Genomic DNA, 26,631 nt, shown 5'->3' with positions numbered 1-26,631 from the left:
TCTATTTTTTTATTGACTTCTGACCTGATAATGAGTAGAATAATTGTAAGCACTTACAAAAATAAGTCATGAAACAGCAAACAAGGAACAGGCACACAAAATCAAAGAAAACAAGATGATAGGAGAATGAATGGCCATGCAGGATATTGTAAAAATTCATGAAAATGACAATGTGGCGGTTGCGCTGCGTCCCCTTGCAAAGGGTGAGACCCTGGATGTGGCAGGCGTAAAGGTCAGCCTTTTAGAGGACATACCCCAGGGACACAAGTTTGCCTTAAGGTTCATAAAAGCCGCAGAGGAAGTGGTGAAGTACGGCTTCAGGATTGGATATGCAAAGGAGGACATAGAGGCGGGGGCGTGGGTTCATGTGCACAATGTGAGGACTGCCCTTGGCGATGTGCTTACCTATGACTATGTTCCCCAGGAAAACGATGTGGCCCCTACAGAGCATGTGTATTTTGAGGGATACCGCAGGCCGGACGGCAAGGCGGGAATCCGCAACGAGATATGGATTATCCCCACGGTAGGCTGTGTCAACTCCATTGCCAAGGCCCTTGAGAACCAGGCAAAGTCACTGGCTGTTGGAAATGTGGAGGACGTGATTGCATTTCCCCACCCTTACGGATGTTCCCAGATGGGTGATGACCAGGAGAATACCAGAAAGGTGCTGGCAGATATGATCCGCCACCCCAATGCGGGAGGTGTTCTGGTGCTGGGACTGGGGTGTGAGAACAGCAACATTCCCGTGCTCATGGACTATATCGGAGCGTACGACGAGGATCGCGTGAAGTTCCTTCAGTGCCAGGATGTGGAGGATGAGATGGAAACTGCCATGGGGCTTCTTAAGGAGCTGGCAGCTTACGCAGGCGCATTTTCCAGGGAGAAGATAGATGCCGCCGAGCTGGTCATCGGCATGAAGTGCGGCGGATCCGACGGACTGTCCGGCATCACGGCCAATCCGGTGGTGGGCGCGTTTTCCGATCTGCTGGTGAGCAAGGGCGGAACCACCATCCTTACGGAAGTGCCTGAAATGTTCGGGGCAGAGACACTTCTCATGAACCGCTGTGCCTCTCCGGAGCTGTTTGACAAGACCGTGGACCTGATCAATCATTTCAAGAACTATTTTACCAGCCACAACCAGACCATCTACGAGAACCCGTCCCCAGGCAATAAAAAAGGCGGCATTTCCACCCTGGAGGACAAGTCCTTAGGGTGTACCCAGAAATCGGGAAGCGCTCTTGTAAGGGGCGTGCTGGAATACGGCGAGCCGGTGAAGGTGAAGGGCCTGAACCTGTTAAGCGCTCCCGGCAATGACCTGGTGGCTTCCACGGCCCTGGCTGTATCCGGCGCCCATATGGTGCTCTTTACCACGGGAAGAGGAACCCCGTTTGCCTCCCCGGTCCCAACGGTCAAGATATCCAGCAACTCCAGGCTGGCAGGCCATAAGGACAACTGGATAGACTTTAACGCAGGCCGTATGGTGGAGGACATGACAAAGGAAGAACTGGCAAAGGAGCTGCTGAATTACGTCCTGGCTGTTGCATCCGGCAGGAAGGTCAAGTCAGAGGAAGCAGGATTCCATGATATGGCTATCTTTAAACAGGGAGTGACCCTGTAGAAAAAACGGTTTTTATGGCAGTATTATTTATGGCAGTATTAATTGTAATTTCTTCTTGCATCTCCTGGCGGACTGAGGTATACTGAATAACAGATATCGTATATACGGATAAAAGATGTATATACGAATAATTGAGCGGGAGGTGTCCATGAAACTAAACAGAACCACGCTGCGCACCGTAGAAATATTAAAGCTGGTGTCAAAAAAACCGGACGGCATTACCCTGGATGAGATATGTGCAAGGCTGGACATGCCTAAGACCAGCGCTTACGATATCGTGACCACACTGGTGCAGACCGGTATGATTCATGTGGCAAGGGAACAGAAGCAGAGATATACCATCGGCCTGACAGCCTACCGGATTGGAATTAACTATACAAATAATCTGGACTTTATAAGCACCATTGACCCGGTGCTCAAGGCATTTTCCAGGGAGGTGGGGAAAACCGTGTTCTTCGGGATACGCTCAGATGATTCCATTGTGTATATCTGCAAGTTTGAACCAGAGAATCCCATCATCACCACGGCCACTGTGGGAACAAAAAATCCCATTTACTGCACATCCCTCGGCAAGGCAATCATGGCCTACACGGAGGATGAGGACCGGGACGGCGTATTGTCACGCATCAGCTTTAAGAAGCACACGGATAGAACCATCTGCACCAGGGAAGAATTTGAGAGGGAACTTAAATCGGTGCGTGAAAAGGGATATGCCTTTGACGCCAGGGAGCTGGAAGAGCACATGGAATGCGTAGGAGCTCCCGTATTTGGGCAGGATGGTAATGTGATGGGAGCCATCAGCGTCTCCAGCCTGTATAAACCCACCGAGGATTATGACGCCCTGGGACGCCTGGTAAGCGATAAGGGAGCCCAGCTGTCACGGCTGTTGGGTTACATCGGGCATGCATAGGAAAATAAACTTATATTTTTACCTGTTTTGCTGTTGACAAATCATGTGACAGCGATTAGAATTTAGGTATACAAATCGTAATTATGAAAGTGATTCGCATATGCGAATTTAAAGAGAAGGAGAATGAAGATGAAGAAAGAACAAGTTTTAGCAAGAATGAAAGAAGACTGTCTGGTTGCTGTTGTTCGCGCAAAGAACTATGAGCAGGGTGAGAAGGTAGTTGACGCCATTATCGCAGGCGGCATCAATTTCATCGAGCTTACCATGACCATGGATGACGGAGATCCGGTTGGCTTCATCAAACTGATGGCTGAGAAGTATAAAGGCAATGACAAGATTGTAATTGGCGCCGGTACCGTACTGGATCCTGAGACCGCAAGGGCCTGCATCCTGGCCGGAGCTAACTACATCGTAAGCCCGGGCCTGAACGTGGACACCATCCGTCTGTGCAACCGTTACAGAGTGCCCATGCTGCCAGGCGTTATGACTCCATCCGAGGCCATTACCGCTATGGAAGCCGGCTGTGATATCATTAAGATTTTCCCAGGCAACATCGTGGGACCAGCAGCCATCAGCTCCTTCAAGGGCCCCCTTCCACAGGGCGAGTTCATGCCGTCCGGCGGCGTAGACGTGGATAATGTTGACAAGTGGATCAAGGCCGGCGCTTACGCAGTGGGAACAGGAAGCAGCCTGACAAAGGGCGCCAAGACAGGCGATTTTGCAGCCGTTACAGCTAAGGCTCAGGAGTTCGTGGCAGCTGTTGCAGCGGCAAGGGCATAGATGATACCTTACAGTAAGCATCATTCCAAATATAATTAAAAAGAGATTATAAGAAGAGATTAAAGGAGAATCATACAATGGCAAAGATTGTTACCATGGGCGAAATCATGTTAAGATTATCTACCCCAAACAATGAGAAGTTCATCCAGGCAGACGAGTTTGACATCAATTACGGCGGCGGCGAGGCAAATGTGGCAGTTTCCCTTGCAAACTACGGCCATGAAGCTGAATTCATTACTGCAGTTCCGGCTAATCCCATTGGCGAGTGCGCAGTGGCTGCACTGAGAAAGTATAATGTAGGTACAAAGCACATTGCCAGAAGCGGCGAGAGACTGGGCATCTACTTCCTGGAGACAGGCTCTGCCATGAGAGCTTCCAACGTGGTCTATGACCGTGCCCACAGCTCCATCTCCACTGCAACTGCGGATCAGTTCAACTTTGACGAGATTTTTGCAGATGCTGACTGGTTCCACTTTACCGGAATCACACCAGCTGTCAGCGATGCGGCCATCGAGCTCACCGAGGCAGCGTTAAAGGCAGCCAAGGCACACAACGTTACAGTGTCCGTTGACTTAAACTTCCGTAAGAAACTGTGGTCCTCTGAGAAGGCTCAGAAGGTCATGACCAACCTGATGCAGTACGTTGATGTCTGCATCGGCAATGAAGAAGATGCAGAGAAGGTTCTGGGCTTTAAGCCGGGCAACACCGATGTTACCTCCGGCGAGCTGGAACTGGCAGGATACGTTGACATCTTCAACCAGATGGCTGATAAGTTCGGCTTCAAGTATATCATCAGCTCCCTGCGCGAGAGCCACAGCGCTTCCGATAACGGCTGGTCTGCCTGCATCATGGATGGAAAGACACGTGAGTTCTACCACTCCAGAAAGTACCACATCACACCTATCGTTGACCGTGTAGGCGGCGGCGATTCCTTTGCAGCAGGCCTGATCTGCGGTCTGGTGGATGGCAAGGATATGAAGGCGGCCCTGGAGTATGCAGTAGCTGCATCCGCATTAAAGCACACCATTCCAGGCGACTTCAACCTGGTAACCAGGGCTGATGTTGAGAATCTGGCCGGCGGCGACGGTTCAGGCCGTGTTCAGAGATAAATCAGGATATTGACAATCAGACAATCAGAGACGGCTAATCCTTTCAGAGGTATTAGCCGTTTCTTATATGGTTTCTTATATGTTTTTATTTGAAAAGGAGATATGATATGGTAGAAACAAACGGCAGGAATTTTGACCTTCTTACATTAGGACAGGTGCTTCTTCGGCTGTCGCCCCCGGATAACGAGCGTCTGTCCAGAGGCGATACCTTTGTCAAGCAGGTGGGAGGCGCAGAGCTGAATGTGGCAGTGGGCGCGGCTCTTCTGGGTCTTCACACAGGCGTTATATCCAAGCTTCCGGCCCATGATATAGGAAGCTTCATGAAAGGCAAGATTCGTTCCTTCGGGGTCAGCGATGATTTCTTTATGTATGACCAGTCCCCCGCAGCCAGGGTCGGCATTTACTATTATGAGAACGGCGCTTATCCCAGAAAGCCGAAAGTGATTTACGACCGCAACCACAGCTCTTTTTTCTCCCTGGATATTGACGAGATACCGGAGGAGGTGTACACGGCTTCCAAATGTTTCCACACCACAGGCATCACCCTGGCCCTGAACGAGGATATCCGCGAGACCACCATAGAGATGATTAAGCGGTTCAAAGCAGCAGGTACCCTGGTATCCTTTGATGTTAACTTCAGGGGAAATCTGTGGACAGGGGACCAGGCCAGGGAGTGTATCCTGAGAATCCTTCCCTATGTGGACATTTTCTTCTGTTCCGAGGACACTGCCAGGCTCACCTTTTTAAAGACAGGCACTGCCAGGGAGATGATGAAGAGCTTCACCGAGGAATTCCCTATCTCCATTGTGGCCTCCACCCAGAGAATCGTCCACAGCCCCAAGCGGCATACCTTTGGCTCTGTGATATACGATGCAGCCAGGGATGAGTACTATGAGGAGGAGCCGTACCGGGATATTGAGGTGGTGGACCGGATCGGCAGCGGCGACGCCTATATATCCGGAGCGCTTTACGGGCTGCTCAGTACAGACGGTGACTGTGCCAGGGCCGTTGCCTTCGGCAATGCCACGGCTGCTGTCAAGAACACCATTCCCGGAGACCTGCCGTCTTCCAACCTGGAAGAAATCGAGACCATCATCCATGCCCACAATCAGGCAGGACCTCAGAGCGAGATGGCCCGGTAAAGGCAGACCGTATTTGTGTAAACATTTTGTAACATTTGTCGTAAGGTTCATTCTAAATTCAGAATTCTTAAGAAATACTTTATTGGATATGGACAGTAAATGATATATACTTCTCATACAGACATAACAAGTGCCTCCGGCAGGCCCACGGCTTCCCGGGAGGCAGATGAAAAGGAGAAGATTATATTGAGAAAATATCATTTATATGCAGTAGGAATCTGTGCAGCCATTGCCCTGGGAGCAGCAGGGTGCTCAGCCGGTGCCAACGCCGAGACAATGTCCGGCAGCTCCGTGACAGCAGAAGAGAATACAGAAGAGACCACCGTGAGTGACACCACCGTAGTGGAGTCGGTGACCGGAGCCATTGAGAGCATGGAAGAGAGCCAGCCCGAGGTTCCACAGTCCGTCCGGATTTACGGGCCTGTGACAAAGATGGAGGACGGCAGGCTTTCCATTGACAATCAGTCGGGCATGAGCACCAGCGGTGAAATCATCCTGAATGTGGCTGACGATATGACTTATATCCTGGACGCCATGACAGGTCTCCCGGTAGCTCTGGAGGATGTGAAAGACGGGGATACCATTTATGCCTACATAGGGCCGGCCATGACCATGAGCCTTCCGCCTATGACCAATGCGGTCATGATTTTCACCAACCTTCCGGCAGACGCCAAGGCGCCTGATTATGTGGAGGTCAAGTCCATGGTTACGGATGCAGGCACATCCAAATCCGTGCTGACAGCTGCGGACGGAACCGAGTTCACACTGGCAGAGGACTGCAACATCTTCCCGTATCTCACCAGAAACATCGTGACTCTGGATGACCTGACACAGGGAAAGAAATGTGTGGTCTGGTCAGATGATGAGAACACAGCTTCCAAGATTATGTTATTTGCAGAATAATCGGAATCCTGACAAGGGATTTTGCAGGACAGGAGAAGGGCTGATATCCGGCATGAACTAAGCCGGATATCAGCCCTTTTAGGGTGCGCCCATCAACTTTATTCCCGGCAGGTCAGGAATCTTATGCCTCCGGTGCATCTTCCTTATATATGTAATATTGGTTTTTACCTCTTCGTTTGGCGTGGTACATGGCTGCGTCAGCCTTTTCATAGAGGGAGGAAAAATCCCTTCCATGATCAGGATAAAAGCTGACCCCGATGCTGAAGGTAACCGCGCTGTCTGACTCCGGTGCAGCATCTGCCTTCCCGTCCGTCTCTGCGCACCGGGACAGGGAATAGAGAATGGTTTCAAGCTTGGGCACCACATCCCCGCGGACATGTATGTGAGGCATGAATGCAATGAATTCATCGCCTCCAATCCGCGCTGTGATATCATTTCTGCGGAAGGCCAAACGGAGGGCCGCGGCCAGGTCCACCAGGACCTTGTCACCGAAAAGATGGCCGTTTGTATCATTGATGGACTTGAAATTATCTATGTCAATCAGAATCAGCGCTCCCATCTCTTCCTCGGTCCTTGTGTAGGCTTCGATCCGCCGGATGCATTCCCTGCGGTTTAGAAGGCTGGTAAGGGGATCCAGCAGGGCGTCCTTTTTTGCCCGGAGTATCTCCTCCTTCTGCTCATTGATATCCGAGATGATGCCAACGATTTTGAGGAGCCGGCCCCTTAAATCCCGGATGGCCGTGGCATTCACGCTGACCCAGAGATAACGGCCGTTCCTGTGCTTTAAACGGTATTCGCACTGCATCTGGTTCTGGCCTGCCAGGATGGACTGAAAACAGCGTCGAAGAAGTATCTTGTCCTTCTCATGGATGATGTCAGTGGCAAACATAGAGTCAGGGAATCCCTTGACTGGAATCTGGTAACCGAATTTCTTCTCAAAGGTGGGAGAATAGTAGATATCCCGGGTAAGACAGTCCAATTCAAATATGATATCCTGGGTCTGGGATAATATGATGTCGTAGATCTGGCTTTCTATGGCAAGCCGTTCCTGTCTGTCCCTGGCATCTGTCACATCATGGAAGATACAGTGGAGGCAGGGAATTTCCTGTTCCGCGTTAAGGAGCTCCCCGCATACATGAATCCACCGCAGCTGTCCTTCACTGGTCACAATGTGCAGCTCAGACATGAATACACGGCTGCGGGACAGCTGGTACTGTATTTTTTCCAGGAAAATCGGGCGGTCTTCCGCGCATATCCGGTCCAGAAAGGAGATGGGAGTACCTGACTTAAGACTGCCTGCGTTCATGCCCAGCAGCCGGAACAGACTGTTGTCTGCCTGCGTCAGGGTCAGGGATTTATCATATCTGCATTCAAAGATACCCCCTGTAACGGCTTCCCGGCGCAATGTTTTCTTGGTTTCAACCATATGAATAACCCCCCTGTATGAAAGACGTCCATAAAAGGCAGAGAAAAAGTGAATTACAATATTTCAACACTCTTTTTGATTACTTAATACCTATTACCGAACGGCTGTACTTCCTCCCTATTAGCTGTAAATAAAAGGAGTTTTTAGTATTGCATTACAAAGTATAAAATGACCAGTTTATTATAATATACTAATACAAAGATTACAATAGTCAAGTAAATAATAAGCAGAGGAAGTTGTATATACAATATGGAACTGGACTATAAGGCAATAGGAAAACGAATCAAGATACAGAGAATACAAAGAGAAATGACCCAGGAAAAACTGGCGGAGCTTACGGGATTATCCAATCCCCATATTTCCAATGTGGAAACAGGAAGTACCCAGGTGAGCCTTAAATCCCTGATTGCCATAGCCAATGCCCTGGAGATTACTCCGGATGTGCTGCTTTGTGATAACATACGATATGGAAAGCACATTTTTAAAAATGCGGTTATGGAGGCTGTGGATGACTGCGACGAGGTGGAGATTCGGATTATGGCTGATATGGTCCAGGCGCTGAAGCGGTCCATACGGTACCGGAAAAAGTATTTTAAGGAGCAGGAATAAAAGAAAACAGAAGAGGACCCGGAAACCGCTGTCCTGCGGTTTGGGGTCCTCTTTCAGTCTGCTTTTTAATTTAATTGCCGCATTCAATGCTGATTTCATTGAATTTTTCCAGAATGTCGTCAATGCAGAGCGCCTGCTTTTCCCCGGCCTCTTTGTCTACCACGGCGCGGCCCTGGTGCATCATCAGGAGGCGGTCCCCATATTCTACCGCATAGCGCAGATTGTGGGTAACCATGATAGTGGTCAGATTTTTTTCCTTTACAATCTTTCCGGTCAGCTCCATGATGGTCTCGGCAGTCTTGGGGTCCAGGGCAGCTGTGTGTTCATCTAAAATCAGGAATTCAATGGGAGTCATGGTGGACATGAGAAGGGCCATGGCCTGGCGCTGGCCGCCGGAAAGGACTCCCACCTTCACATCCATCTTATCCTCCAGTCCCAGCCCCAGGGAGCGGAGGGATTCGCGGTAATACTCCAGTCTCTGCCGGTTGGTTCCCGGCCTGAGGTTAAAGGCCTTTCCCTTATTGTCTGCCAGGGACATGTTTTCCAGTATGGTCATGGTCGGACAGGTGCCCATGGCCGGATTCTGATAAACCCGCCCAATGCGGCGCTGGCGCTTGTATTCAGGAATCCGGGTGATGTCCTTTCCGCTGATTATGATTCGTCCCTCATCCAGAGGAATGCTGCCGCAGATGATGTTTAAGAGGGAGGTTTTGCCGGAGCCGTTGCTTCCCACCACGGACACAAACTGATGGTCCTTTATGGTCAGGCTGAAGTCCTCGAACAGGCACATTTCATTGACTGTACCGGCATTGTAGTATTTATTGATGTGCTTCAGTTCAAGCATGGCTTTTCACCTTCTTTCCCCTGGAGGAGCTTGCCACCAGGATAATAAGGAACAAAATGGATGTAATCAGCTTTAAGTCAGAGGCTGTCACCGGGAAGGAGACAGTAATGTTTCCAAAGGTAAGCGTCAAGTCCCCCAGAAGCAGGGCCAGGGATACACAGGCCTTGTAGATGATGGAGCCGATGATAACAGCCGTGGTGGACTTGACGAAGCCGAACCGTTTGAACAGCTGGGTGCCTATGATGACATTGGCCAGACCGATGACAATTGTTCCTGTGCCGGTGGAAATCTCAAAGAATCCCTTCTGCTGACAGTACACGCTGCCGGCCAGGGCTGCAAATCCGTTGGCAATGGCCAGGCCGATGATTTTCACCATGCCCTTATCCTTGGCCAGGGAGGTCACCAGCACATCATTGTCACCCACGGCCCTGAGAAGATAGCCGGAACGGGTTTTCAGGTAAGCGTCCAGGAGCAGCTTGCAGATAAGGACGATAACCAGAAGGATGATGGTTACTGTATAGGGCCTTAAGGCCTGGGGAATGGTGCGTTCCAGCCATGGGTTGCTGAAAATCGTGTCCTTGCTGAAGATAGGCAGGTTGGACTTTCCTGCAACCCTTAAGTTGATGGAGTAGAGGGCGGTCATGACAATGATTCCCGACAGCAGGTCCCGTACCTTTAACTTGACATGGATAAGTCCGGTGACGCAGCCCGCCATGGCTCCCAAGAGAAAGGAGAGGGGAAGGGCCGCAGCCGGATGGATGAAACCTCCGGCTATGCCGGTAGCGGTAAAAGCAGCTCCCAAAGGGAAGGTTCCGTCCACAGACAGATCCGGAAAATCCAGAATCCGGTATGTGATGTATACGCCCAGGGCCATGATGGCGTACACCAGGCCTTCTTCAAAGATACCTAAAATAATCGTTGTCATGATGTTCCTCCAGATAATAATGATAGAGCTTTACTGGGCAATCGCAGTGAACAGCTCAGCTGCATTTCCAGTCAAATCCTCCGGCAGTGTGATGCCCAGATTCCCGGCCACCTGTGTGTTGCCGTAGAAGGCGGCTTCCTTGATGGTTTCGAAATTCATTTCACTGGCTTTTTTCTCGCCGCGCAGTACCTGTGCAGCCATCTTTCCTGTCTGCTTGCCCAGTTCGATGTAGTCCAGTCCCATGGCAGCCAGGCATCCAATTTTCACCTGCTCAATTTCGCTGCCGAATACAGGGATATTCTTGGCGGCAGCCTTATCCAGGATAACGGGAAGGGAGGCAACTACCGTGTTGTCGGTCAGGTTGGTGATGCAGTCCACCTTGTTTATAAGGGTGTCGGCAGCCAGGGCAATATCAGCGGAAGAGGAGATGCCTGTGTCCACGATTTCAAAACCATACTGGGGAGCCAGCTCCTTGTACTCTGCAATGGCGGATTCAGAATTCACCTCGCTGGTGGTGTACATGATGCCGATGTTTTTTGCTTCCGGAAGAATCTGGCGGATCATCTTAAGCTGGGCTTCCACAGGGAGTTTATCGCTGGTGCCTGTAATCTCGCCTACCGGAGTGCCGTCCGCATTGGCCAGCTCTGCGGCTACGGGGTCGGTTACAGCAGTGAAAATGACAGGAATGTCTGACTTCTTAGCCACACCGTACTCTGCCTGTGCCATGGGAGTTGCGATGCCGCACATCAGGTCCACTCCCTTGCCTGCGAAATTGGTTGCAATCTGGCTGGCCGTGCCGCCGTCGGCCTGGGAATTATCATAGAGCACGGTCAGGTTCACGCCTTCCTCGATGCCTTCCTCTGCCAGGCCGGCCATGAAGCCTTCGCGGCAGTTGTCCAGGGAGCCGTGTTCCGCAAACTGTCCCACGCCGATGGTGTAGGAATCGCTGGATGATTCTGCCTTGGACTCACCGGTCTTGTCAGCGGATGATGTATCAGCGGCCGACACGCCGGAGGCTGAGCTCTCAGCGTTCTGGACAGACCCGTTTTCAGACCCGTTTTCGGCGGAGGTTTCAGCGGACTGGGCCGCTGAAGTGCCCTGGGAAGTGGATACGCAGCCTGATAAGAGGGATGCGCTTAAAGCTGCAGTTAAAAGCATTGCGATTGTTTTTTTCATAATTTTGTTTCCTCCTGTTTTTGAACTATATTTGGATGATAAAAAATGCCGTTGGATAAGGGACTTCATGACAGGGCTGCCCTTTGGACAAAGCCGGAATAAAAAAAGTCCCAACCATAGCTTATGCTACGATTGAGACGAATGAAATCCGCGGTGCCACTCAAATTGACTAAAAAGTCCACTTTACACATACCAACATATGCGCCACATGTATAACGGTTGCGGAATCCGTCGGTCCCTACAGATAAAACAATCCTTCAAGACCGCCCTCAAAAGTCCATTCAGCTGCCAGCCCCATACCGCAATCCCACCGCCTGCGGCTCTCTGTGTTAAAGCTTTGATAGCTTACTCCTCTTTCTCTACGGTTTAATTTATTAATCCGTATCTTAATACAATAAAGTGGATTTGTCAAGAGTGTTTTAAAAATTCATATAAAGTCACGCAATGTCACACAAAAGTATAAAAGAACTTTTATTGATTGATGAAATGTGGTAGACTGTAGGTATGGAAAGGAACACTTTGGAACCGGAATAAACGTGTTCACAAATAAAAAATGTTCACAACAAGGAGGAAAGTTCCATGAGCCGGTTACTTGTAGTGGTGGATATGCAGAAGGATTTTGTGGATGGAGCTTTGGGCAGCCCTGAGGCCCGGGCCATTGTCCCTAATGTGCTGGATAAGGTTAAGGCGTACCAGGATGCCGGGGATGAGGTGGTGTTTACCCTGGACACCCATTTTGCTGATTATATGGATACGATGGAAGGGAAGAAACTTCCGGTGGTCCACTGTGTCAAGGGAACGCCGGGGTGGGAACTGGTACCGGAGCTCAGGGGAGTTCCGGGAACCCGTTTTGAGAAGCATACCTTTGGAAGCAGGGAGCTGGCTGACTACGCAGCCAGGGGACAGTATGACTTTGTGGAGCTGGCCGGCCTGTGCACGGATATCTGTGTCATATCCAACGCCATGCTGATTAAGGCAGCAGTTCCTGACACATCCATACAGGTGGACGGGTCCTGCTGCGCGGGCGTGACTCCCCAGAGCCATCACAATGCCCTCAGCGCTATGGGAATGTGCCATATAGACATTGTATAGACATGAAAGAGACCACGGCCCTGTCACGGGCAGGGCTGTGGATTAGGAATAAGGGGGATACTCAATATGAATGACAAACATTTTGTAATTACCATTGAACGCCAGTACGGAAGCGGCGGCCGCCTGACAGGCAAACGCCTGGCTGAGGAGCTTGGCATTCATTTTTATGATGAAGAGATACTTAAGATGACATCTGAGACCAGCGCCATAGGGGAACAGTACTTCAGGCTGGCTGATGAAAGGGCTGGAAATAACATGCTATACCGTATTGTGACCAGCATGAAGCCGGAGCTGACGGAACCGGATAAGGACGGCCCCAACATTACCTCGCCGGAGAACCTGTTCCGGTTCCAGTCATCGGTCATCCGCAGGCTGGCAGCCTCTGAGACATGTATTATCGTAGGCCGCTGCGGCAATTATGTGCTCCAGGACCAGATGGATAATCTGGTGCGCATCTTTGTGTATGCAGATACGGTCACCAGAATCCGCAGGGTTATGGATGTGGATAAGGTGGATGAGGCGGAAGCGCTCCGCAGAATGAGACGGATTGACAAAGAGAGAACGGAGTATCACCGCTATTTTACCGGCAGGGAGTGGATGGATATGGAAAATTATGACCTTCCCATCAATGCCAGCCGGATTGATTACGACCAGATGATTCAACTGATAAAAGACTATCTGAAGCTCAAAGGATTCCTGTAGAAGGGAGGACCGGGGCTCAGGAAATGACAGAGGTGGATTGAGATGAGCAGTATATTTGCGGGGATCATGATTCCCTTTATCGGGACCACGGCAGGAGCAGCCTGCGTGTTCTTTCTGAAAAACGCATTAAAACCCAGTGTCCAGAAGGCATTTCTGGGATTTGCGTCAGGGGTAATGGTGGCGGCTTCTGTCTGGTCCCTTTTGATTCCGTCCATGGACATGAGCGGACATATGGGCAAGCTGGCTTTCATTCCTGCTTCCGTGGGCTTTCTTTTGGGAATTGGTTTCCTGCTCCTGTTGGATGAGATTATACCTCATCTGCATATTGATACAGAGCAGCCGGAAGGTCCAAAGAGCGACTGGAAGAAGAGTACCATGCTGGTGCTGGCAGTGACCCTCCACAATATACCGGAGGGAATGGCAGTGGGCGTTGCGTTTGCGGGACTTTTGTCCCAGAACGGGACAATCACCATGGCAGGCGCTCTGGCTTTGTCTGTGGGTATTGCCATACAGAATTTCCCGGAGGGAGCCATCATATCCCTGCCGCTTAAGGAGGCAGCCGGGAAAGGAAAAGCATTCATTTATGGTACGCTTTCGGGCGTAGTGGAGCCCATAGGCGCCCTGCTTATGCTGGTGCTGGCCGAGTTTTTAGGTCCGGTTCTTCCATACTTCCTGTCCTTTGCAGCAGGCGCCATGATATACGTGGTAGTGGAGGAACTGATTCCGGAATCAGCTGAAGGAGAGCATTCCAATGTGGCAACCATTGGATTTGCCGTTGGTTTTGTGGTCATGATGATACTGGATGTGGCGCTGGGGTAGGACGTATTGGGATTCGGCAGCGGCAAAAGAAACACCATAAAAAGAGAGAATATCACAAAAACAGAACCGCATCCATATCCGGAATAAAGCCGGAGTGGATGCGGTTTTTGCTTATCCCTGTGCCAGTTTCTTTAAATCGCTGTAAAAGCCGGGATAGGATATATTGACACAGTCAGCGTCTCTTATCTCTGTAATGCCGTCCGCACACAGGGCAGTGACGGCAAATGTCATGGCAATACGGTGGTCTTTGCGGCTGTCGATGACAGCTCCGTGGAGAGGAGCGCCTCCCCGGATAATCATTCCATCCTCTGTCTCTGTCACGTCAGCGCCCATGGCAGCCAGTCCCTGGACCATGACTGCAATCCGGTTGGACTCCTTTACCTTTAACTCTCCGGCATCCCGAATGACGGTCTCACCCTCTGCAAAGCAGGCCATGGCTGCGATGACAGGAAGCTCGTCAATCAGGGTAGGTATGACGGAGCCGCCTATGACGGTTCCATGAAGGCTGCCGTGGCGTACAAGGATATCGGCGGTTGGTTCGCCTGTTCCGCCGCTTACATTCAGAAGCTCAATATGCGCTCCCATATCACGGCATACACGCAGGATACCGTCCCTGGTAGGATTGATTCCCACATTGCGTATCAGAACTTGTGAGCCGGGCACCATAAGGCCTCCGGCAATGAAATAGGCGGCAGAAGAGATATCTCCCGGCACCATGACCTGATTGCCATGGAGTTCGTTGGCAGGCTTTATGACTGCCGTGGTTCCCTCGGTGGACACCTGGGCGCCAAAAAGCCGCAGCATCAGCTCAGAGTGATTCCTGGACACATATGGTTCGGTCACGCTGGTGGGGCTGTCTGCATATAAACCAGCCAGCATAATGGCGGATTTCACCTGGGCGGAAGCTACCCTGGAGTCATAGTGGATGCCGTGGACAGGACCTCCCTTGATGAGCAGGGGAGCACAGCCATTGTCTTTTATGCTGGTGATGCGGGCTCCCATCATGGCAAGGGGCTCCATAATACGCTTCATGGGCCGCTTACAGATGGATTCGTCTCCTGTGAGCGTGACGTCAAAGTTCTGGCCGCAGAGGATTCCGGATATGAGGCGCGTGGTGGTGCCGCTGTTTCCGCAGTCCAGGACTTCCCGTGGCGCGTTCAGTCCGTGCAGGCCACGGCCATGGACCAGCACCTTCCCGCCCTTGTTTTCTATATCAATTCCCATTTTCTCAAAACATGCAATGGTAGACAGGCAGTCCGCTCCCTGGAGAAAATTGTGTATCTCTGTAAGCCCCTGTGCGACGGAGCCGAACATGACGGCCCGGTGGGAGATGGATTTATCTCCGGGAACCCTGATTTCGCCCTTGAAATGGGATGCTCTTTTAAATTCCATAATCTGTTACCTAACCTTTCTCTTGGATTACATGCGGAACATCTCGTATTTGTATTTGTCCAGCCTCTGCCATGCAGCCTCCATGGAAGCCTCGTCATAGAAGGCAATCTTAAGCGCTCCCTCACCCCGTTCGCGGTTGTTGTTGATGCCGATATTCTTAATGCTGATGCCCTTGGCAGCCAGGATAACGGATATGGTGGAAATAGCGCCCACCTCATCGCTTACATCCACAGTGAATTCATAGGATGGCTCCACGGAGCCTTTGGCCTTGTCTGTAATGGAATTGCGGTAATCACGGGAGGTCTCAAACAGCCTGTAGATATCCTGTCCCTTATGTTCTTTGATTTCCTCCAGCACTTTGTTTAAAGATGCGATGTATGCTTCCAGGATGTCCGATATGGGGGCTACATTGGTCATGCATATCTGTTCCCACATCTCGGGGGAGGAAGAGGCAATCCGGGTGATATCCTTAAAACCGCCCGCGGCCACCTGCTTCATGGTGCCGTCTGCTGTGTCGTGATCCTTAATCAGATTCACAAGGCTGGAAGCCACAAGATGGGGGAGATGGCTGATGGCAGCCACCACCTTGTCGTGTTCCCTGTAATCCAGAACAAGGGGAATGGCTCCAATGGTCTTTGCAACCGCCACAATGCGTTCTGCATTGAGGCTCAAAGCCTGCGGGCGGGAGCTGTTCTTTCCCTCGGGAGGCGTGACGATGTAGTAGGCGTTTTCCAGAAGATGGTCTGTGGAATTCTCATAGCCGGTCTTTTCCGAGCCGGCCATGGGATGGCCGCCCACAAAGCAGTATTCCAGGCCCTGGCGCCTGATTTCCTCATGGATGCCGCATTTTGTGCTGCCCACGTCTGTAATCAGTGCTCCCTGTTTCAGGTAGGGCCGTATGGCGGAAAGATAACCTGCGTTGTACTCCACCGGTGTGCAGAGGAATATCAGGTCACATTCGCGCAGGTTCTCATCAATTCCATCCAAAATCACATCCACGATTCCCTCTTTCCGGGCTTGCTCCAGGCGGGAGCGGGAACGCATATAGGCCATGATACGAATATCCGGCCGTGTTTTTCGGATGGCGCGGGCAATGGAGCCGCCTATAAGCCCCAGTCCGATGAATGCGATGGTGGAATCGGTCATGGTCGTTTTTTCCATAATTGGTATCTCCTCCTGTAAATGCGGGAACCGGATGCGCCGGATTAAATGTATGAAAAGGGATGCCGTAAGGGCAGAGGCCGCGCACCGGGCATATGTAAAAGCACTCCCTGAAGTGAGAGTGCCGTAAAGTTCTGTTACTGTGCCTTAAAGGTGCGTCCGGACAGCTCTGCATAGGGAGCCAGATCCTTCATCAGTTGTTCAAAGGCATCAAATGTCAGGGACTGGGGGCCGTCAGACAGTGCCCTTGCAGGACAGGGGTGGACTTCAATCATAAGGCCGTCCGCGCCCACTGCAATGGCTGCCTTTGCCAGGGGCTCCACATAGGCTCTGACACCTGTGGCATGGCTGGGATCCACTATGATGGGAAGGTGGCTCTTCTGGCGGATGACCGGAACAGCGCTGATATCCAGGGTGTTTCTGGTGGAAGTTTCGTATGTGCGGATGCCGCGCTCACACAGCACAATATTAGGATTGCCCTCGGAAATGATATACTCGGCGGCATTGAGCCATTCGTCAATGGTAGCACACAATCCGCGTTTTAACAATACGGGAGTACCGGATTTGCCAGCCTCCTTTAACAGTTCAAAGTTCTGCATGTTTCTGGCGCCAATCTGCAGCATATCTACATATTTCACAGCCGACTCAATGGCATGGGCGCTGGTGACTTCGCAGATTACATTGAGGCCCGTGGCTTCCCTGGCTTCCTTCATGTATTTAAGGCCCTCCTCCTCAAGTCCCTGGAAGGAGTAGGGGGATGTGCGGGGCTTGTAGGCGCCGCCGCGCAGGAAGGTGGCTCCTGCCTTTTTTACCGCATATGCGGTCTCCATAAGCTGGTCCTGGGATTCAATGGCGCAGGGACCGGCCATCACGGTCATGGTGCCCGGACCGATGTGGGTGTTGCCAACCGGAATCACCGAGTCCTCAGGATGGAATTTTTTATTGACCAGTTTATAGGATTCCGTGACAGCCACTACCTTGTCAACGCCTTCGCTGATTTCAATGTTGGTGTCCAAAAGCTTGGTCTTGTCGCCGACCACGCCTACGATGGTAACCTGGGAGCCCTTGGACAGATGGGCTGTGAGTCCCTTGGATTCAATGAGGTTTGTTACCTTTTTGACCGCTTCATCAGAAGCATTGGGTTTCATAATGATAATCATAATTCAGTACTCCTTATGCAAATTTATAAATATGCAGATTGTATGGACCATAGTATATATTCTTCAGAATGATTCATATGCAGTAATAGTGTAAGCGACTCTGTAAAAAAAGTCAATACTTTATCACTTTAAACTTTTACGCTTTTAAGCGAGGATGAAAGCAGGCATTAAGCAGCTGGGCGGCAATATAATCTGTATTCCCAATAAGATGCTTTACTTGCGGAAGCCAATAAAACGCCGATGTATTATCATCACACTTGAAATACGTATCGTCCTTATGACACAAATAGATTATTACGCCGAGGGCGAGGGCCATTCCAAATTCTGTATGAGTTCCTCTTCCCTGAGGAGTCAATATAATGACAACATCAGCCTGCTTTACCCCATTATACTCCTGTTCGCCAATATGCCTGAGTGTTTCGATATCTGTTGTTTTCTCTGAGACATGGGATGTCCGGTCATAAAGGAGAGACGTCCAGTCATAGGTATGTGTCCAGCCGGAGTTTTTAAGCAGTTTGGCAAGACTGCGGACCCGGATTTCCAAAACCGTGCAGCATGGTGTTCAGAGGGGTTTCATTCACATAATAAAGCATGATATAAATTAGGCATGATATAAATTAGATATCCATGGTCATATAATAGTAACAAAGGTTGAGACAGAACAGGAATCATAGAATATTGAAGGAGATTGGATATCAGAGGGAAGCTGTCCTGGAATACGCGAAACGATGGGCTAAGGGGAGGAATCCGCGGTATCTGGATTTTGAACATATGGGCGGGGACTGCACCAATTTTGCATCCCAGTGTATTTATGCCGGAAGCGGGGTCATGAACTACACGCCGACCATGGGATGGTATTACAGCAGCGGATCCAACAGAAGTCCCAGCTGGACCGGGGTCGCGTATCTTTATAATTTTCTCACAGGAAATAAATCCGCAGGTCCCTATGGGGTGGAAACCAACGAAAAGGGCGTGGAGCCGGGCGATATTGTACAGCTGGGAAATAAGAACGGATATTACCACAGTCCTGTGGTTGTTGATGTGGCGGGAAATAATATTTTGGTGGCTGCCCACAGTTATGATGCATATATGCGGCCCCTGGATTCCTATATCTATGAAAAGGTCCGTTTCATACATATACAGGGTGTACGCAACTGGTAACAGGGTGAAACGATATTGTGCTGTCATGAAACGGCAGTTTTATCTGTATCGTTGCAGAAAGCAGTCTGAATGAAGGCTGCTTTTTGCGGGCAGACATACTATAAAGGCAGCCTTTTGGGAGTTTAAGTTTACATGGAACATACAATGTTTTTACGGCGATTTAGAGCAGGACGGGATGGATTGTGTTATCATACAGTTAAACGGAATGAATGTGAGGAGGTGAATGATATTACAAAATTGGAACTGGTGGCAGCCATCGGCCCGAATCAGCTGGAATTGGTCCAAGTGTATCTAAGGGGGCTGTTATCAGCGATAGAATTGGAAAAGCTGATAGGAAAACGGAAGGCCAAAATCGTTGATATATTCTCAACAGAATATGCGCATATGTAACGCTTGATAGTTCAATTGGCTATCAGGCATTTTTATTATAGATTAAAGTAACAGGAAAAGGGCAGTCAGAAGGACAAATGTATTTTACCATAGTGAAAATGACACTATGTATGGTATAATAGCTTTGCGGAAGCGTCTGGTTATTTGGAAACACCTGTAACTGCAGACAATGAAAAGAACAGGATTAAAAGGAAGAACACATTTAGAAAAAAGTAAATTGTATGATAGAAGTGAAAACGGAGATGAATTATCAGCAAAATTAAACGTATTGGGGTGTAAATATGGGAGAGAATATAAGTGCAAATGATTTTTGCCGCTACATTTGGAAGAGCTATCTAGAGGATCGGCGGTATGATCTTGTAAATGAGTTTGTCTCTGATAAAATTAGCGTTATAGGGACGGGAGCTCATGAGATTGAGAGAAATTTACATGAATTCATTGCCAAGTTTACAGAAGAGAGCCATGAATGGACCGGGCATTTTGTGATCCGGGATCAATGGTATCAGACAACAGAACTATCCGATTCCCATTCGCTTGTAATGGGGGAGCTGGTTGTCAGGGAGGATTCGGAAGAAGGTATTCTATACGATATGTGTTTTAGGTTTACGGTTGTGTTGGAAAAGTCAGAGAACGGGTGGAAAGTAGTACATATTCATCAGTCTGTTGCCGATCCAAATCAAATGAGTGATGAGTTTTTCCCCCATCATATGGTGGAAAAAACTCATACACAGATTGTTTATAATCTGAGGCATGACTCTTTGACCGGATTATTAAACCGTCTGTATTTTAAAGAAACTTGTGAACGTTTTCAGGCAGATGGAGATAATGGTGCATTTTTAATGATGGACATCGACTGGTTCAAAAAGATTAATGATCAGTATGGCCATCCTATTGGGGACAAGACATTAATTTCATTTTCAGAAAGCCTGAAATCGGTTATATCTCCGGCCTCCTTAGCCGCCCGTATGGGAGGAGATGAGTTTACACTATACTTATCCGGTATTAGACAAAGGGGAGAGGTTGAAGATTTCTTTTTATCACTTATGACAGACTGGGAGGAACGGCAAAAGGCACTGCATATACATGACCAGGTATCAATCAGTGCAGGGGTTGCTTTTACTTCCAATGCAGACACTTCTTATGAAGCGCTTTTAGCCCAAGCGGATCAGGCGCTTTATCTGGCAAAAAAGAAAAAGAATAATGAACTTATACATTGGGAATTCAGTGGTTCCCATGCGTGAATGCGGTACATGCAATCAGCTCTTAAAAGAATGTTGTGCAAATCATATAAAATGCTTGAAAAATTCTGAAAAATTTAGTAAAATATACGCATAGGCTTAAATTTAATGAACAGGAGGGAAGTTTATGAACGTATATGGAACTGAACAAATCCGCAACGTTGTATTACTTGGACATGGAGGCGCTGGTAAGACAACCGTTGCGGAAGCATTGGCGCTGCTGACTGGTGTTACAAAACGTATGGGCAAGGTGCCGGACGGAAACACCATCAGCGATTATGACAAGGAAGAAATCAAGAGACAGTTTTCTATCTCCACTACTCTGATTCCTCTGGAATATGAGGGCGAGGACGGGCCAATTAAGATTAACCTTCTGGATACGCCGGGATTTTTTGATTTTGTAGGAGAGGTTGAGGAGGCAATCAGTGTTGCCGATGCAGCCATTATCGTTGTCAACTGTAAGGCAGGTATTGAGCCTGGTACAGAGAGGGCATGGGAGATGTGCGAGAAGTACAACCTGCCCAGGCTGATTTTCGTCACAAATATGGACGATGACCATGCCAGCTATCGTGAGCTTGTGGTTAAGCTGGAGACTAAGTTCGGACGTAAGATTGCCCCGTTCCAGCTGCCAATCCGTGAAAATGAAAAGTTCGTAGGTTTCGTCAATGTGGTAAAGATGGGCGGACGCCGTTTCACTCATTTAAGTGATTATGAGGAGTGTGAGATTCCTGATTATGTCCAGAAAAACCTGACCATTGCCAGGGACGCCCTCATTGAAGCCGTTGCCGAGACCAGTGAAGAATATATGGAGCGTTATTTCCTTGGAGAAGAGTTTACCCAGGAGGAGATTTCCACCGCGCTGAGGACCCATGTTATTGAAGGGGACATCGTTCCTGTCATGATGGGGTCCGGCATTAACTGCCAGGGCTTTAAGGTCCTGCTGCAGGCCATTGACAAATACTTCCCGTCACCTGACCATTTTGAGTGTATCGGCGTGGATGTTTCCACGGGCGAGCGCTTTACAGCCAAGTACAACGACGATGTATCCCTGTCCGCCAGGGTATTCAAGACCATTGTGGACCCATTCATCGGCAAGTACTCACTGATGAAAATTTGTACCGGTACCCTTAAGGGCGACACGGTGGTGTACAATGTGAATAAGGATACTGAGGAAAAGATCGGCAAACTCTATATCCTGCGTGGTAAGGATCAGATTGAGGTGCAGGAGCTGAAAGCAGGCGACATCGGAGCTGTTGCAAAGCTGACTGTGACCCAGACCGGCGATACCATGGCTGTGCGCACGGCACCCATTGTATACCATAAGCCCCAGACCTCCACACCATACACATACATGGCATATAAGGCTGTGAACAAGGGCGAGGATGACAAGGTATCCACGGCTCTGGCTAAGATGATGGAAGAAGATTTAACCCTTAAGGTGGTCAACGACGCTGAGAACCGTCAGGCCCTGTTATACGGCATAGGGGATCAGCAGCTGGATGTGGTAATCAGCAAGCTGCAGAGCCGCTATAAGGTGGATGTGACCTTAAGCCAGCCTAAGTTTGCATTCCGCGAGACCCTGCGCAAGAAAGTAAAGGTACAGGGCAAGCATAAGAAACAGTCCGGCGGACACGGACAGTATGGCGATGTCATCATGGAATTTGAGCCATCCGGCGATTTGGAGACACCGTATGTATTTGAGGAAAAGGTATTCGGCGGTTCCGTGCCAAGGAACTACTTCCCGGCTGTTGAGAAGGGACTGCAGGAATGCGTATTAAAGGGACCTGTGGCAGGATATCCGGTTGTGGGCTTAAAGGCCACTCTTTTGGATGGTTCTTATCACCCGGTGGATTCCTCGGAGATGGCATTTAAGATGGCCACCATCCTTGCCTTTAAGCAGGGCTTTATGGAAGCAAATCCCGTGCTCCTTGAACCCATTGCCTCCCTTAAGGTAACTGTTCCGGATAAGTTTACAGGCGATGTCATGGGCGATTTAAACCGCAGAAGAGGACGCGTGCTGGGTATGAATTCCAATCACAACGGCAAGCAGGTCATTGAGGCGGATATTCCTATGTCTGAACTTTTTGGATATAATACAGACCTTCGCTCCATGACAGGCGGTCTGGGCGATTATTCCTATGAATTCAGCCGCTATGAGCAGGCTCCCGGCGATGTACAGAAACGTGAGATAGAGGCAAGGGCTGCAGCTAAGGACGGCGAATAAAAGTAAATGCCACAGCTGCCCGGAGTAAGTTTGGGCAGCTGTTTTTCCATGCATGTTTTCCGGAATATGTGGCAAATTAAATATTATATCAAAAAATCATTTTTATGTTGCAAATGTCACAGAAAAATAGGAATGTTTATGATATAGTAATGACATCAAAGGAAATGATTCAAAACCAAGATAAATGATATAATAATTTAAGGAGGAAATGATAATGAAAAAATATGTATGTGATCCATGTGGATGGATATATGACCCTGAGGTAGGCGATCCGGACGGCGGAATCGAGCCGGGAACTGCATTTGAGGATATTCCGGATGATTGGGTATGTCCTCTCTGCGGGGTTGGAAAAGATATGTTCTCTGTTGTTGAAGAATAAGGTGTGCGCTGGCGCCTCTTTCCGGATAAAACCTGGAAGGAGGCGTCTTTTTATTTGATTTCCCCCCTTGTACATAATCTGGAAAGAGTTTACAATAAAGAGAGAGCTTTGAAATATAGTAAAGAGGATTTTTTGAGATGGAAGAACAGCAAAACTCATTTAAGGATTCATTCCTGGCAGCTGTTTTGGACCAGATGGACACCAATTTCTATATAACGGATGTAGAAACAGATGAAATCCTTTATATGAATAAAACCATGAAAGAAACCTTCGGGCTTATAAGGCCGGAAGGCTGTGTCTGTTGGCAGGTGCTGCAAAAGGACATGAAGGGCCGGTGCCCTTACTGTAAAATCAGGCAGCTGGAACAGATGGAGGACAATAAAATCTGTGTCTGGCGCGAGACCAATTCTGTGACCGGCAGAAAATACAGGAATTATGACAGCCTGATTCAGTGGAAGGGGAAGCTTTACCACATACAGAATTCTGTGGATATGACGGAATATGACCAGATTTCAGAGACAGCCCGCACCGATGAGCTGACGCGCATGCTAAACCGCAGGGGAGGCAGCGAACGCCTTATACGGGCCCTGGAGCAGGGGAGCCGTGAGAACCAGATAGTGACCGTGGTACTGTATGATATCAATGAGCTGAAATCGGTCAATGACCGGTATGGACACAGCGAGGGGGACAAGCTTCTTCAGTACGTGGCATCCATAGCCAAGGAGTGCCTTGGAAGGCTGGATTTCATGTACCGTCTCAGCGGTGATGAGTTTGTCATGGTATTTTATGGGCGTGATATGAACGCGGCAGACGAAAGCATGAAGCGGCTCTTAACCAGGGCAGGTCAGGAACGAGAACGCCTGCTCAAGGAGTATGATGTCTCTTTCAGCTACGGAATCGCAGAGGTCTATCCGGGGGAAATGGGATCGGTGGAGGACATCATATCCCGGGCGGATGAGCAGATGTATATACAGAAGAGAGGATATCATATAGATCGTGCCAAGCGCAGGCTTGAAGAGAAACCTGAGAGCGGGGATGAGACTTTTGATTATGCCGGCGGAAGCCTCTATGAAGCGCTGTCAGCCAGCACGGATGATTATATTTTTGTGGGAAATATGAAAACCGGGGTGTTCCGCTATCCCCAGGCCATGGTGGAGGAATTCGGACTGCCGGGGCAGACGGTCAGGGAGGCAGCCGCATTTTGGGGGCAGCTGATTCATCCTCATGATGAAGCCTATTTTCTGGAGAGTAATCAGAGTATAGCGGACGGAAGAGAGGATTATCATAATATAGAATACCGGGCCAGGAATGTGAGAGGGGAATGGATATGGCTGCGGTGCCGGGGGAAGATGCTCAGAGATAAGGACGGACAGCCGGAGCTGTTTGCCGGCATGATTAGTAATCTGGGCAAAAAAAACCAGATTGACCATATGACCGGCCTGTACAACAAATACGAATTTGAGGGAAATATCAAGAAATACCTGGCAGGCCGCAAAAGTATGGATTCTATCGGCCTTATGGTGCTGGACATGGATTCCTTTAAAAATATCAATGATCTGTACGACCGTTCTTTTGGGGATGAGGTCCTGCGGATTACGGCCCAGAAGGCGGCATCCATGCTTCCGCCCAATGCCATGCTCTATCGGCTGGATGGGGATGAATTCGGCATCCTCCTCCTGGAAGGGGATGCAAAAGAAGCTGCCCGCATATATGGTAAGCTTCAGCAGAATTTCTGCAGGCAGCAGGAGTACGGGGGAAGGAAATACTTCTGTACCCTGTCGGCGGGGTATGCTGGTTATCCTGAGGATGGGAGTAATTATCTGGAGCTCCTTAAGAGCGCCAACTATTCTCTGGAATACTCCAAAATGATGGGAAAGAACCGGATGACCGTGTTTTCCAGGGATATCCTGGCTGACAGGGAGCGGCGGCTGGAGCTGATGGAGCTTTTGCGGGAGAGCGTGGAGCGCGGCTTTGCGGGATTCACCATCCATTACCAGCCCCAGGTAGACACATTGTCGGGCAGGCTCTGCGGAGCTGAGGCTCTTGCCAGATGGCACTGCAGCAAATACGGGGATGTTTCTCCCGGCGAGTTTATCCCTTTGATGGAGCAGAGCGGCTTAATCATTCCTTTTGGACAGTGGATACTGAGCCATAGTATGGCCCAGTGCCTGGAATGGAGCCGGTCAAAGCCGGATTTCCAGATTAGTGTGAATCTGTCTTATATCCAGCTTACCCAGGGGGATTTTATTTCCTTCCTCAGGACGGTGCTGGAGGAAAACAGCCTGGCGCCGTCCAGACTCATTATGGAACTGACCGAGACATACCTGGCAAAGGCAGAGGAGGACACCCTGCGCCTGATTGCACAGATGAAGGAACTTGGGGTAAAAATTGCCATGGATGATTTCGGGGTGGGGTATTCGTCTTTGTTTTCACTGAAAAGTATCCCCGTGGATGTGGTGAAGATAGACAGGGGATTTGTGAAGGGGATCACCTCAGACCTCTTTAATGCTACCTTTATCCGATCCATCACCGACTTGTGCCATGATGTGGGCAGGAAGGTATGCCTGGAGGGCGTGGAGACGAAAGAGGAGTATGAGGCTGTAAGGGAACTGGGAATGGAATATATACAGGGATATTATTTCGGGCGCCCTATGAGCGCCCGGCAGTTTGAAGACAGATTAAAGGAATAGGCGGACACAGCGCTTGTCCATCTCAATCAGCCCTTCCTCCTTCATTCGTTTCAGCTCCCTTGTCATGGCGCTGCGGTCAATGGAAAGGTAATCGGCCAGGTCAACCATGGTAAAGGGAAGGCTGAAGGAAGAGGCTTTGGCCTGAGCGGCCAGCTGCATGAAGTAACATATGAGCTTTTCGCGGATGGTGCGCTGGGACAGAACCTCCACCCTGCGGCTTAAGTTTAAGGCCCGCTCCGAAATCAGGTCCAGCAGATTTTGGGTCAGCTGGTGATGGTGGGCGCAGGACCTGGTACAGGGAGAACCGATGGTGGCGTAGTGGATGAAGAGAATGTCACAGGGGCTGTCACAGACAACGCTGATACCGGCATGTTCGCTGCCCTCGTAGGAAAGCAGATGGCCGAAGATGTCCTGGGGACCCAGGCGTTCCAGGATGGTTCTGGCTCCGTTGTATTCATAGCGGACAACGGAGGCAGTGCCTTTGCCGATGATGCCGATTTCATGAAAGCCTTCATCGTAATCGCATATGGTCTCGCCAGCCTTAAACTGTTTTGTTCTTCCGTCCAGGCAGGAGAGCAGTTTTTTATACTCATCAATGGAAATGTCTTTAAATAGATTTTTCTGAAAATATTCTGTCATGTTTCTTTTACCCTGCTATCTTTTATGGTATGATATCTAATATCATAATACTTTTTTGTTGCAATTGCAACACTAAAAAAGGACTATCTTTTGGCAGTTCCCATACAGTGCGGTGTGACATACAGAACCAAAGCCGCGATGT

The 26,631-nt window shown here is 49.5% G+C and carries 25 protein-coding genes and 1 other annotated feature; of the genes, 16 read left to right on the top strand and 9 right to left on the bottom strand.

Annotation, left to right across the window (positions count from 1 at the left end):
• The first annotated feature begins 130 nt into the window (after positions 1 to 130).
• From CGC65_RS17570 to CGC65_RS17545, 6 genes are all read left to right on the top strand, one after another.
• Positions 131 to 1,618, top strand: coding sequence for a UxaA family hydrolase (locus CGC65_RS17570; RefSeq protein ID WP_002564689.1), 1,488 nt, complete (start codon positions 131 to 133; stop codon positions 1,616 to 1,618).
• Positions 1,619 to 1,766: 148 nt separating this feature from the next.
• Positions 1,767 to 2,528: an IclR family transcriptional regulator gene (locus CGC65_RS17565; protein WP_002564688.1), complete on the top strand. Its 762-nt coding sequence runs from the start codon at positions 1,767 to 1,769 to the stop codon at positions 2,526 to 2,528.
• Between the two features lie 129 nt (positions 2,529 to 2,657).
• Entirely contained in the window at positions 2,658 to 3,308 is a 651-nt protein-coding gene (locus CGC65_RS17560) for a bifunctional 2-keto-4-hydroxyglutarate aldolase/2-keto-3-deoxy-6-phosphogluconate aldolase (protein WP_002564687.1), read from the top strand.
• A gap of 77 nt (positions 3,309 to 3,385) precedes the next feature.
• Positions 3,386 to 4,417: a sugar kinase gene (locus tag CGC65_RS17555; RefSeq protein WP_002564686.1), complete on the top strand. Its 1,032-nt coding sequence runs from the start codon at positions 3,386 to 3,388 to the stop codon at positions 4,415 to 4,417.
• Between the two features lie 107 nt (positions 4,418 to 4,524).
• A complete protein-coding gene (locus CGC65_RS17550; protein WP_002564685.1) occupies positions 4,525 to 5,559 on the top strand; it encodes a sugar kinase in 1,035 nt (344 codons plus the stop codon).
• A gap of 183 nt (positions 5,560 to 5,742) precedes the next feature.
• The gene (locus tag CGC65_RS17545; RefSeq protein WP_080548686.1) at positions 5,743 to 6,462 is read left to right on the top strand and encodes a hypothetical protein; all 720 of its coding nucleotides are present in this window, start codon (positions 5,743 to 5,745) and stop codon (positions 6,460 to 6,462) included.
• A gap of 121 nt (positions 6,463 to 6,583) precedes the next feature.
• Here the strand turns inward: CGC65_RS17545 and CGC65_RS17540 are convergent, their stop codons facing one another.
• Positions 6,584 to 7,888 carry a sensor domain-containing diguanylate cyclase gene (locus CGC65_RS17540; protein WP_002564683.1) on the bottom strand — a complete coding sequence of 435 codons (1,305 nt, stop codon included), beginning with the start codon at positions 7,886 to 7,888 and terminating at the stop codon, positions 6,584 to 6,586.
• A gap of 249 nt (positions 7,889 to 8,137) precedes the next feature.
• Here CGC65_RS17540 and CGC65_RS17535 point away from each other — a divergent pair, with 249 nt between their 5' ends.
• A complete protein-coding gene (locus tag CGC65_RS17535) occupies positions 8,138 to 8,497 on the top strand; it encodes a helix-turn-helix domain-containing protein (protein WP_002564682.1) in 360 nt (119 codons plus the stop codon).
• Between the two features lie 70 nt (positions 8,498 to 8,567).
• On the opposite strand, the gene CGC65_RS17530 is transcribed toward CGC65_RS17535, so the two are convergent.
• Genes CGC65_RS17530 through CGC65_RS17520 form a run of 3 tightly spaced genes read right to left on the bottom strand, consistent with a single transcriptional unit; the run spans position 8,568 to position 11,442 of the window.
• Positions 8,568 to 9,341 (bottom strand): ABC transporter ATP-binding protein, encoded by a 774-nt coding sequence (locus tag CGC65_RS17530; protein ID WP_002564681.1) that lies wholly within the window; start codon positions 9,339 to 9,341, stop codon positions 8,568 to 8,570.
• Entirely contained in the window at positions 9,334 to 10,266 is a 933-nt protein-coding gene (locus tag CGC65_RS17525) for an ABC transporter permease (RefSeq protein WP_002564680.1), read from the bottom strand. Before CGC65_RS17525 ends, CGC65_RS17530 begins: the two co-directional genes overlap by 8 nt.
• A gap of 30 nt (positions 10,267 to 10,296) precedes the next feature.
• On the bottom strand, positions 10,297 to 11,442 hold the full coding sequence (locus CGC65_RS17520; RefSeq protein WP_002564679.1) for an ABC transporter substrate-binding protein: 1,146 nt from the start codon (positions 11,440 to 11,442) through the stop codon (positions 10,297 to 10,299).
• 130 nt (positions 11,443 to 11,572) lie between these two features.
• Positions 11,573 to 11,813, bottom strand: a binding site (T-box leader).
• A 208-nt stretch (positions 11,814 to 12,021) separates the two neighbouring features.
• Between CGC65_RS17520 and CGC65_RS17515 the strand changes: the two genes are divergently transcribed.
• The 3 genes from CGC65_RS17515 to CGC65_RS17505 all read left to right on the top strand — a co-directional run bounded on the left by CGC65_RS17515 (position 12,022) and on the right by CGC65_RS17505 (position 14,055).
• Positions 12,022 to 12,534, top strand: a complete 513-nt coding sequence (locus CGC65_RS17515; RefSeq protein WP_002564678.1) for a cysteine hydrolase family protein — start codon at positions 12,022 to 12,024, stop codon at positions 12,532 to 12,534.
• A gap of 66 nt (positions 12,535 to 12,600) precedes the next feature.
• Positions 12,601 to 13,236 (top strand): cytidylate kinase-like family protein, encoded by a 636-nt coding sequence (locus CGC65_RS17510; RefSeq protein ID WP_002564677.1) that lies wholly within the window; start codon positions 12,601 to 12,603, stop codon positions 13,234 to 13,236.
• Between the two features lie 42 nt (positions 13,237 to 13,278).
• Entirely contained in the window at positions 13,279 to 14,055 is a 777-nt protein-coding gene (locus CGC65_RS17505; RefSeq protein WP_002564676.1) for a ZIP family metal transporter, read from the top strand.
• A 111-nt stretch (positions 14,056 to 14,166) separates the two neighbouring features.
• Here CGC65_RS17505 and aroA read toward each other — a convergent pair whose 3' ends face one another.
• From aroA to CGC65_RS32560, 4 genes are all read right to left on the bottom strand, one after another.
• Entirely contained in the window at positions 14,167 to 15,447 is a 1,281-nt protein-coding gene (gene aroA / locus CGC65_RS17500) for a 3-phosphoshikimate 1-carboxyvinyltransferase (RefSeq protein ID WP_002564675.1), read from the bottom strand.
• 27 nt (positions 15,448 to 15,474) lie between these two features.
• On the bottom strand, positions 15,475 to 16,608 hold the full coding sequence (locus tag CGC65_RS17495; RefSeq protein ID WP_002564674.1) for a prephenate dehydrogenase: 1,134 nt from the start codon (positions 16,606 to 16,608) through the stop codon (positions 15,475 to 15,477).
• A 137-nt stretch (positions 16,609 to 16,745) separates the two neighbouring features.
• Complete coding sequence (gene aroF / locus CGC65_RS17490) at positions 16,746 to 17,768, bottom strand: 3-deoxy-7-phosphoheptulonate synthase (RefSeq protein ID WP_002564673.1); 1,023 nt, start codon at positions 17,766 to 17,768, stop codon at positions 16,746 to 16,748.
• Positions 17,769 to 17,904: 136 nt separating this feature from the next.
• The gene (locus CGC65_RS32560; protein WP_007036419.1) at positions 17,905 to 18,312 is read right to left on the bottom strand and encodes a nucleoside 2-deoxyribosyltransferase; all 408 of its coding nucleotides are present in this window, start codon (positions 18,310 to 18,312) and stop codon (positions 17,905 to 17,907) included.
• A 134-nt stretch (positions 18,313 to 18,446) separates the two neighbouring features.
• Here CGC65_RS32560 and CGC65_RS17480 point away from each other — a divergent pair, with 134 nt between their 5' ends.
• The 6 genes from CGC65_RS17480 (at position 18,447) to CGC65_RS17455 (ending at position 25,850) form a co-directional block, all read left to right on the top strand.
• Positions 18,447 to 18,929, top strand: coding sequence for an amidase domain-containing protein (locus CGC65_RS17480; RefSeq protein WP_002564672.1), 483 nt, complete (start codon positions 18,447 to 18,449; stop codon positions 18,927 to 18,929).
• A 132-nt stretch (positions 18,930 to 19,061) separates the two neighbouring features.
• Positions 19,062 to 19,319, top strand: a complete 258-nt coding sequence (locus tag CGC65_RS17475; protein ID WP_007036417.1) for a hypothetical protein — start codon at positions 19,062 to 19,064, stop codon at positions 19,317 to 19,319.
• Between the two features lie 281 nt (positions 19,320 to 19,600).
• Positions 19,601 to 20,560: a diguanylate cyclase domain-containing protein gene (locus tag CGC65_RS17470; RefSeq protein ID WP_002564670.1), complete on the top strand. Its 960-nt coding sequence runs from the start codon at positions 19,601 to 19,603 to the stop codon at positions 20,558 to 20,560.
• Positions 20,561 to 20,684: 124 nt separating this feature from the next.
• Positions 20,685 to 22,781: an elongation factor G gene (locus CGC65_RS17465; protein ID WP_002564669.1), complete on the top strand. Its 2,097-nt coding sequence runs from the start codon at positions 20,685 to 20,687 to the stop codon at positions 22,779 to 22,781.
• A 214-nt stretch (positions 22,782 to 22,995) separates the two neighbouring features.
• Entirely contained in the window at positions 22,996 to 23,160 is a 165-nt protein-coding gene (rd, locus tag CGC65_RS17460; RefSeq protein ID WP_002564668.1) for a rubredoxin, read from the top strand.
• 137 nt (positions 23,161 to 23,297) lie between these two features.
• Entirely contained in the window at positions 23,298 to 25,850 is a 2,553-nt protein-coding gene (locus tag CGC65_RS17455) for a putative bifunctional diguanylate cyclase/phosphodiesterase (protein WP_002564667.1), read from the top strand.
• Here the strand turns inward: CGC65_RS17455 and CGC65_RS17450 are convergent.
• The gene (locus CGC65_RS17450; RefSeq protein WP_002564666.1) at positions 25,839 to 26,489 is read right to left on the bottom strand and encodes a Crp/Fnr family transcriptional regulator; all 651 of its coding nucleotides are present in this window, start codon (positions 26,487 to 26,489) and stop codon (positions 25,839 to 25,841) included. The two genes, CGC65_RS17455 and CGC65_RS17450, sit on opposite strands and share 12 nt — an antisense overlap.
• Between the last annotated feature and the right edge of the window lie 142 nt (positions 26,490 to 26,631).

This window comes from Enterocloster bolteae (assembly GCF_002234575.2).
In the GTDB taxonomy this organism is placed as follows: domain Bacteria; phylum Bacillota; class Clostridia; order Lachnospirales; family Lachnospiraceae; genus Enterocloster; species Enterocloster bolteae.
This window is presented reverse-complemented; position numbering and strand designations above follow the sequence as displayed.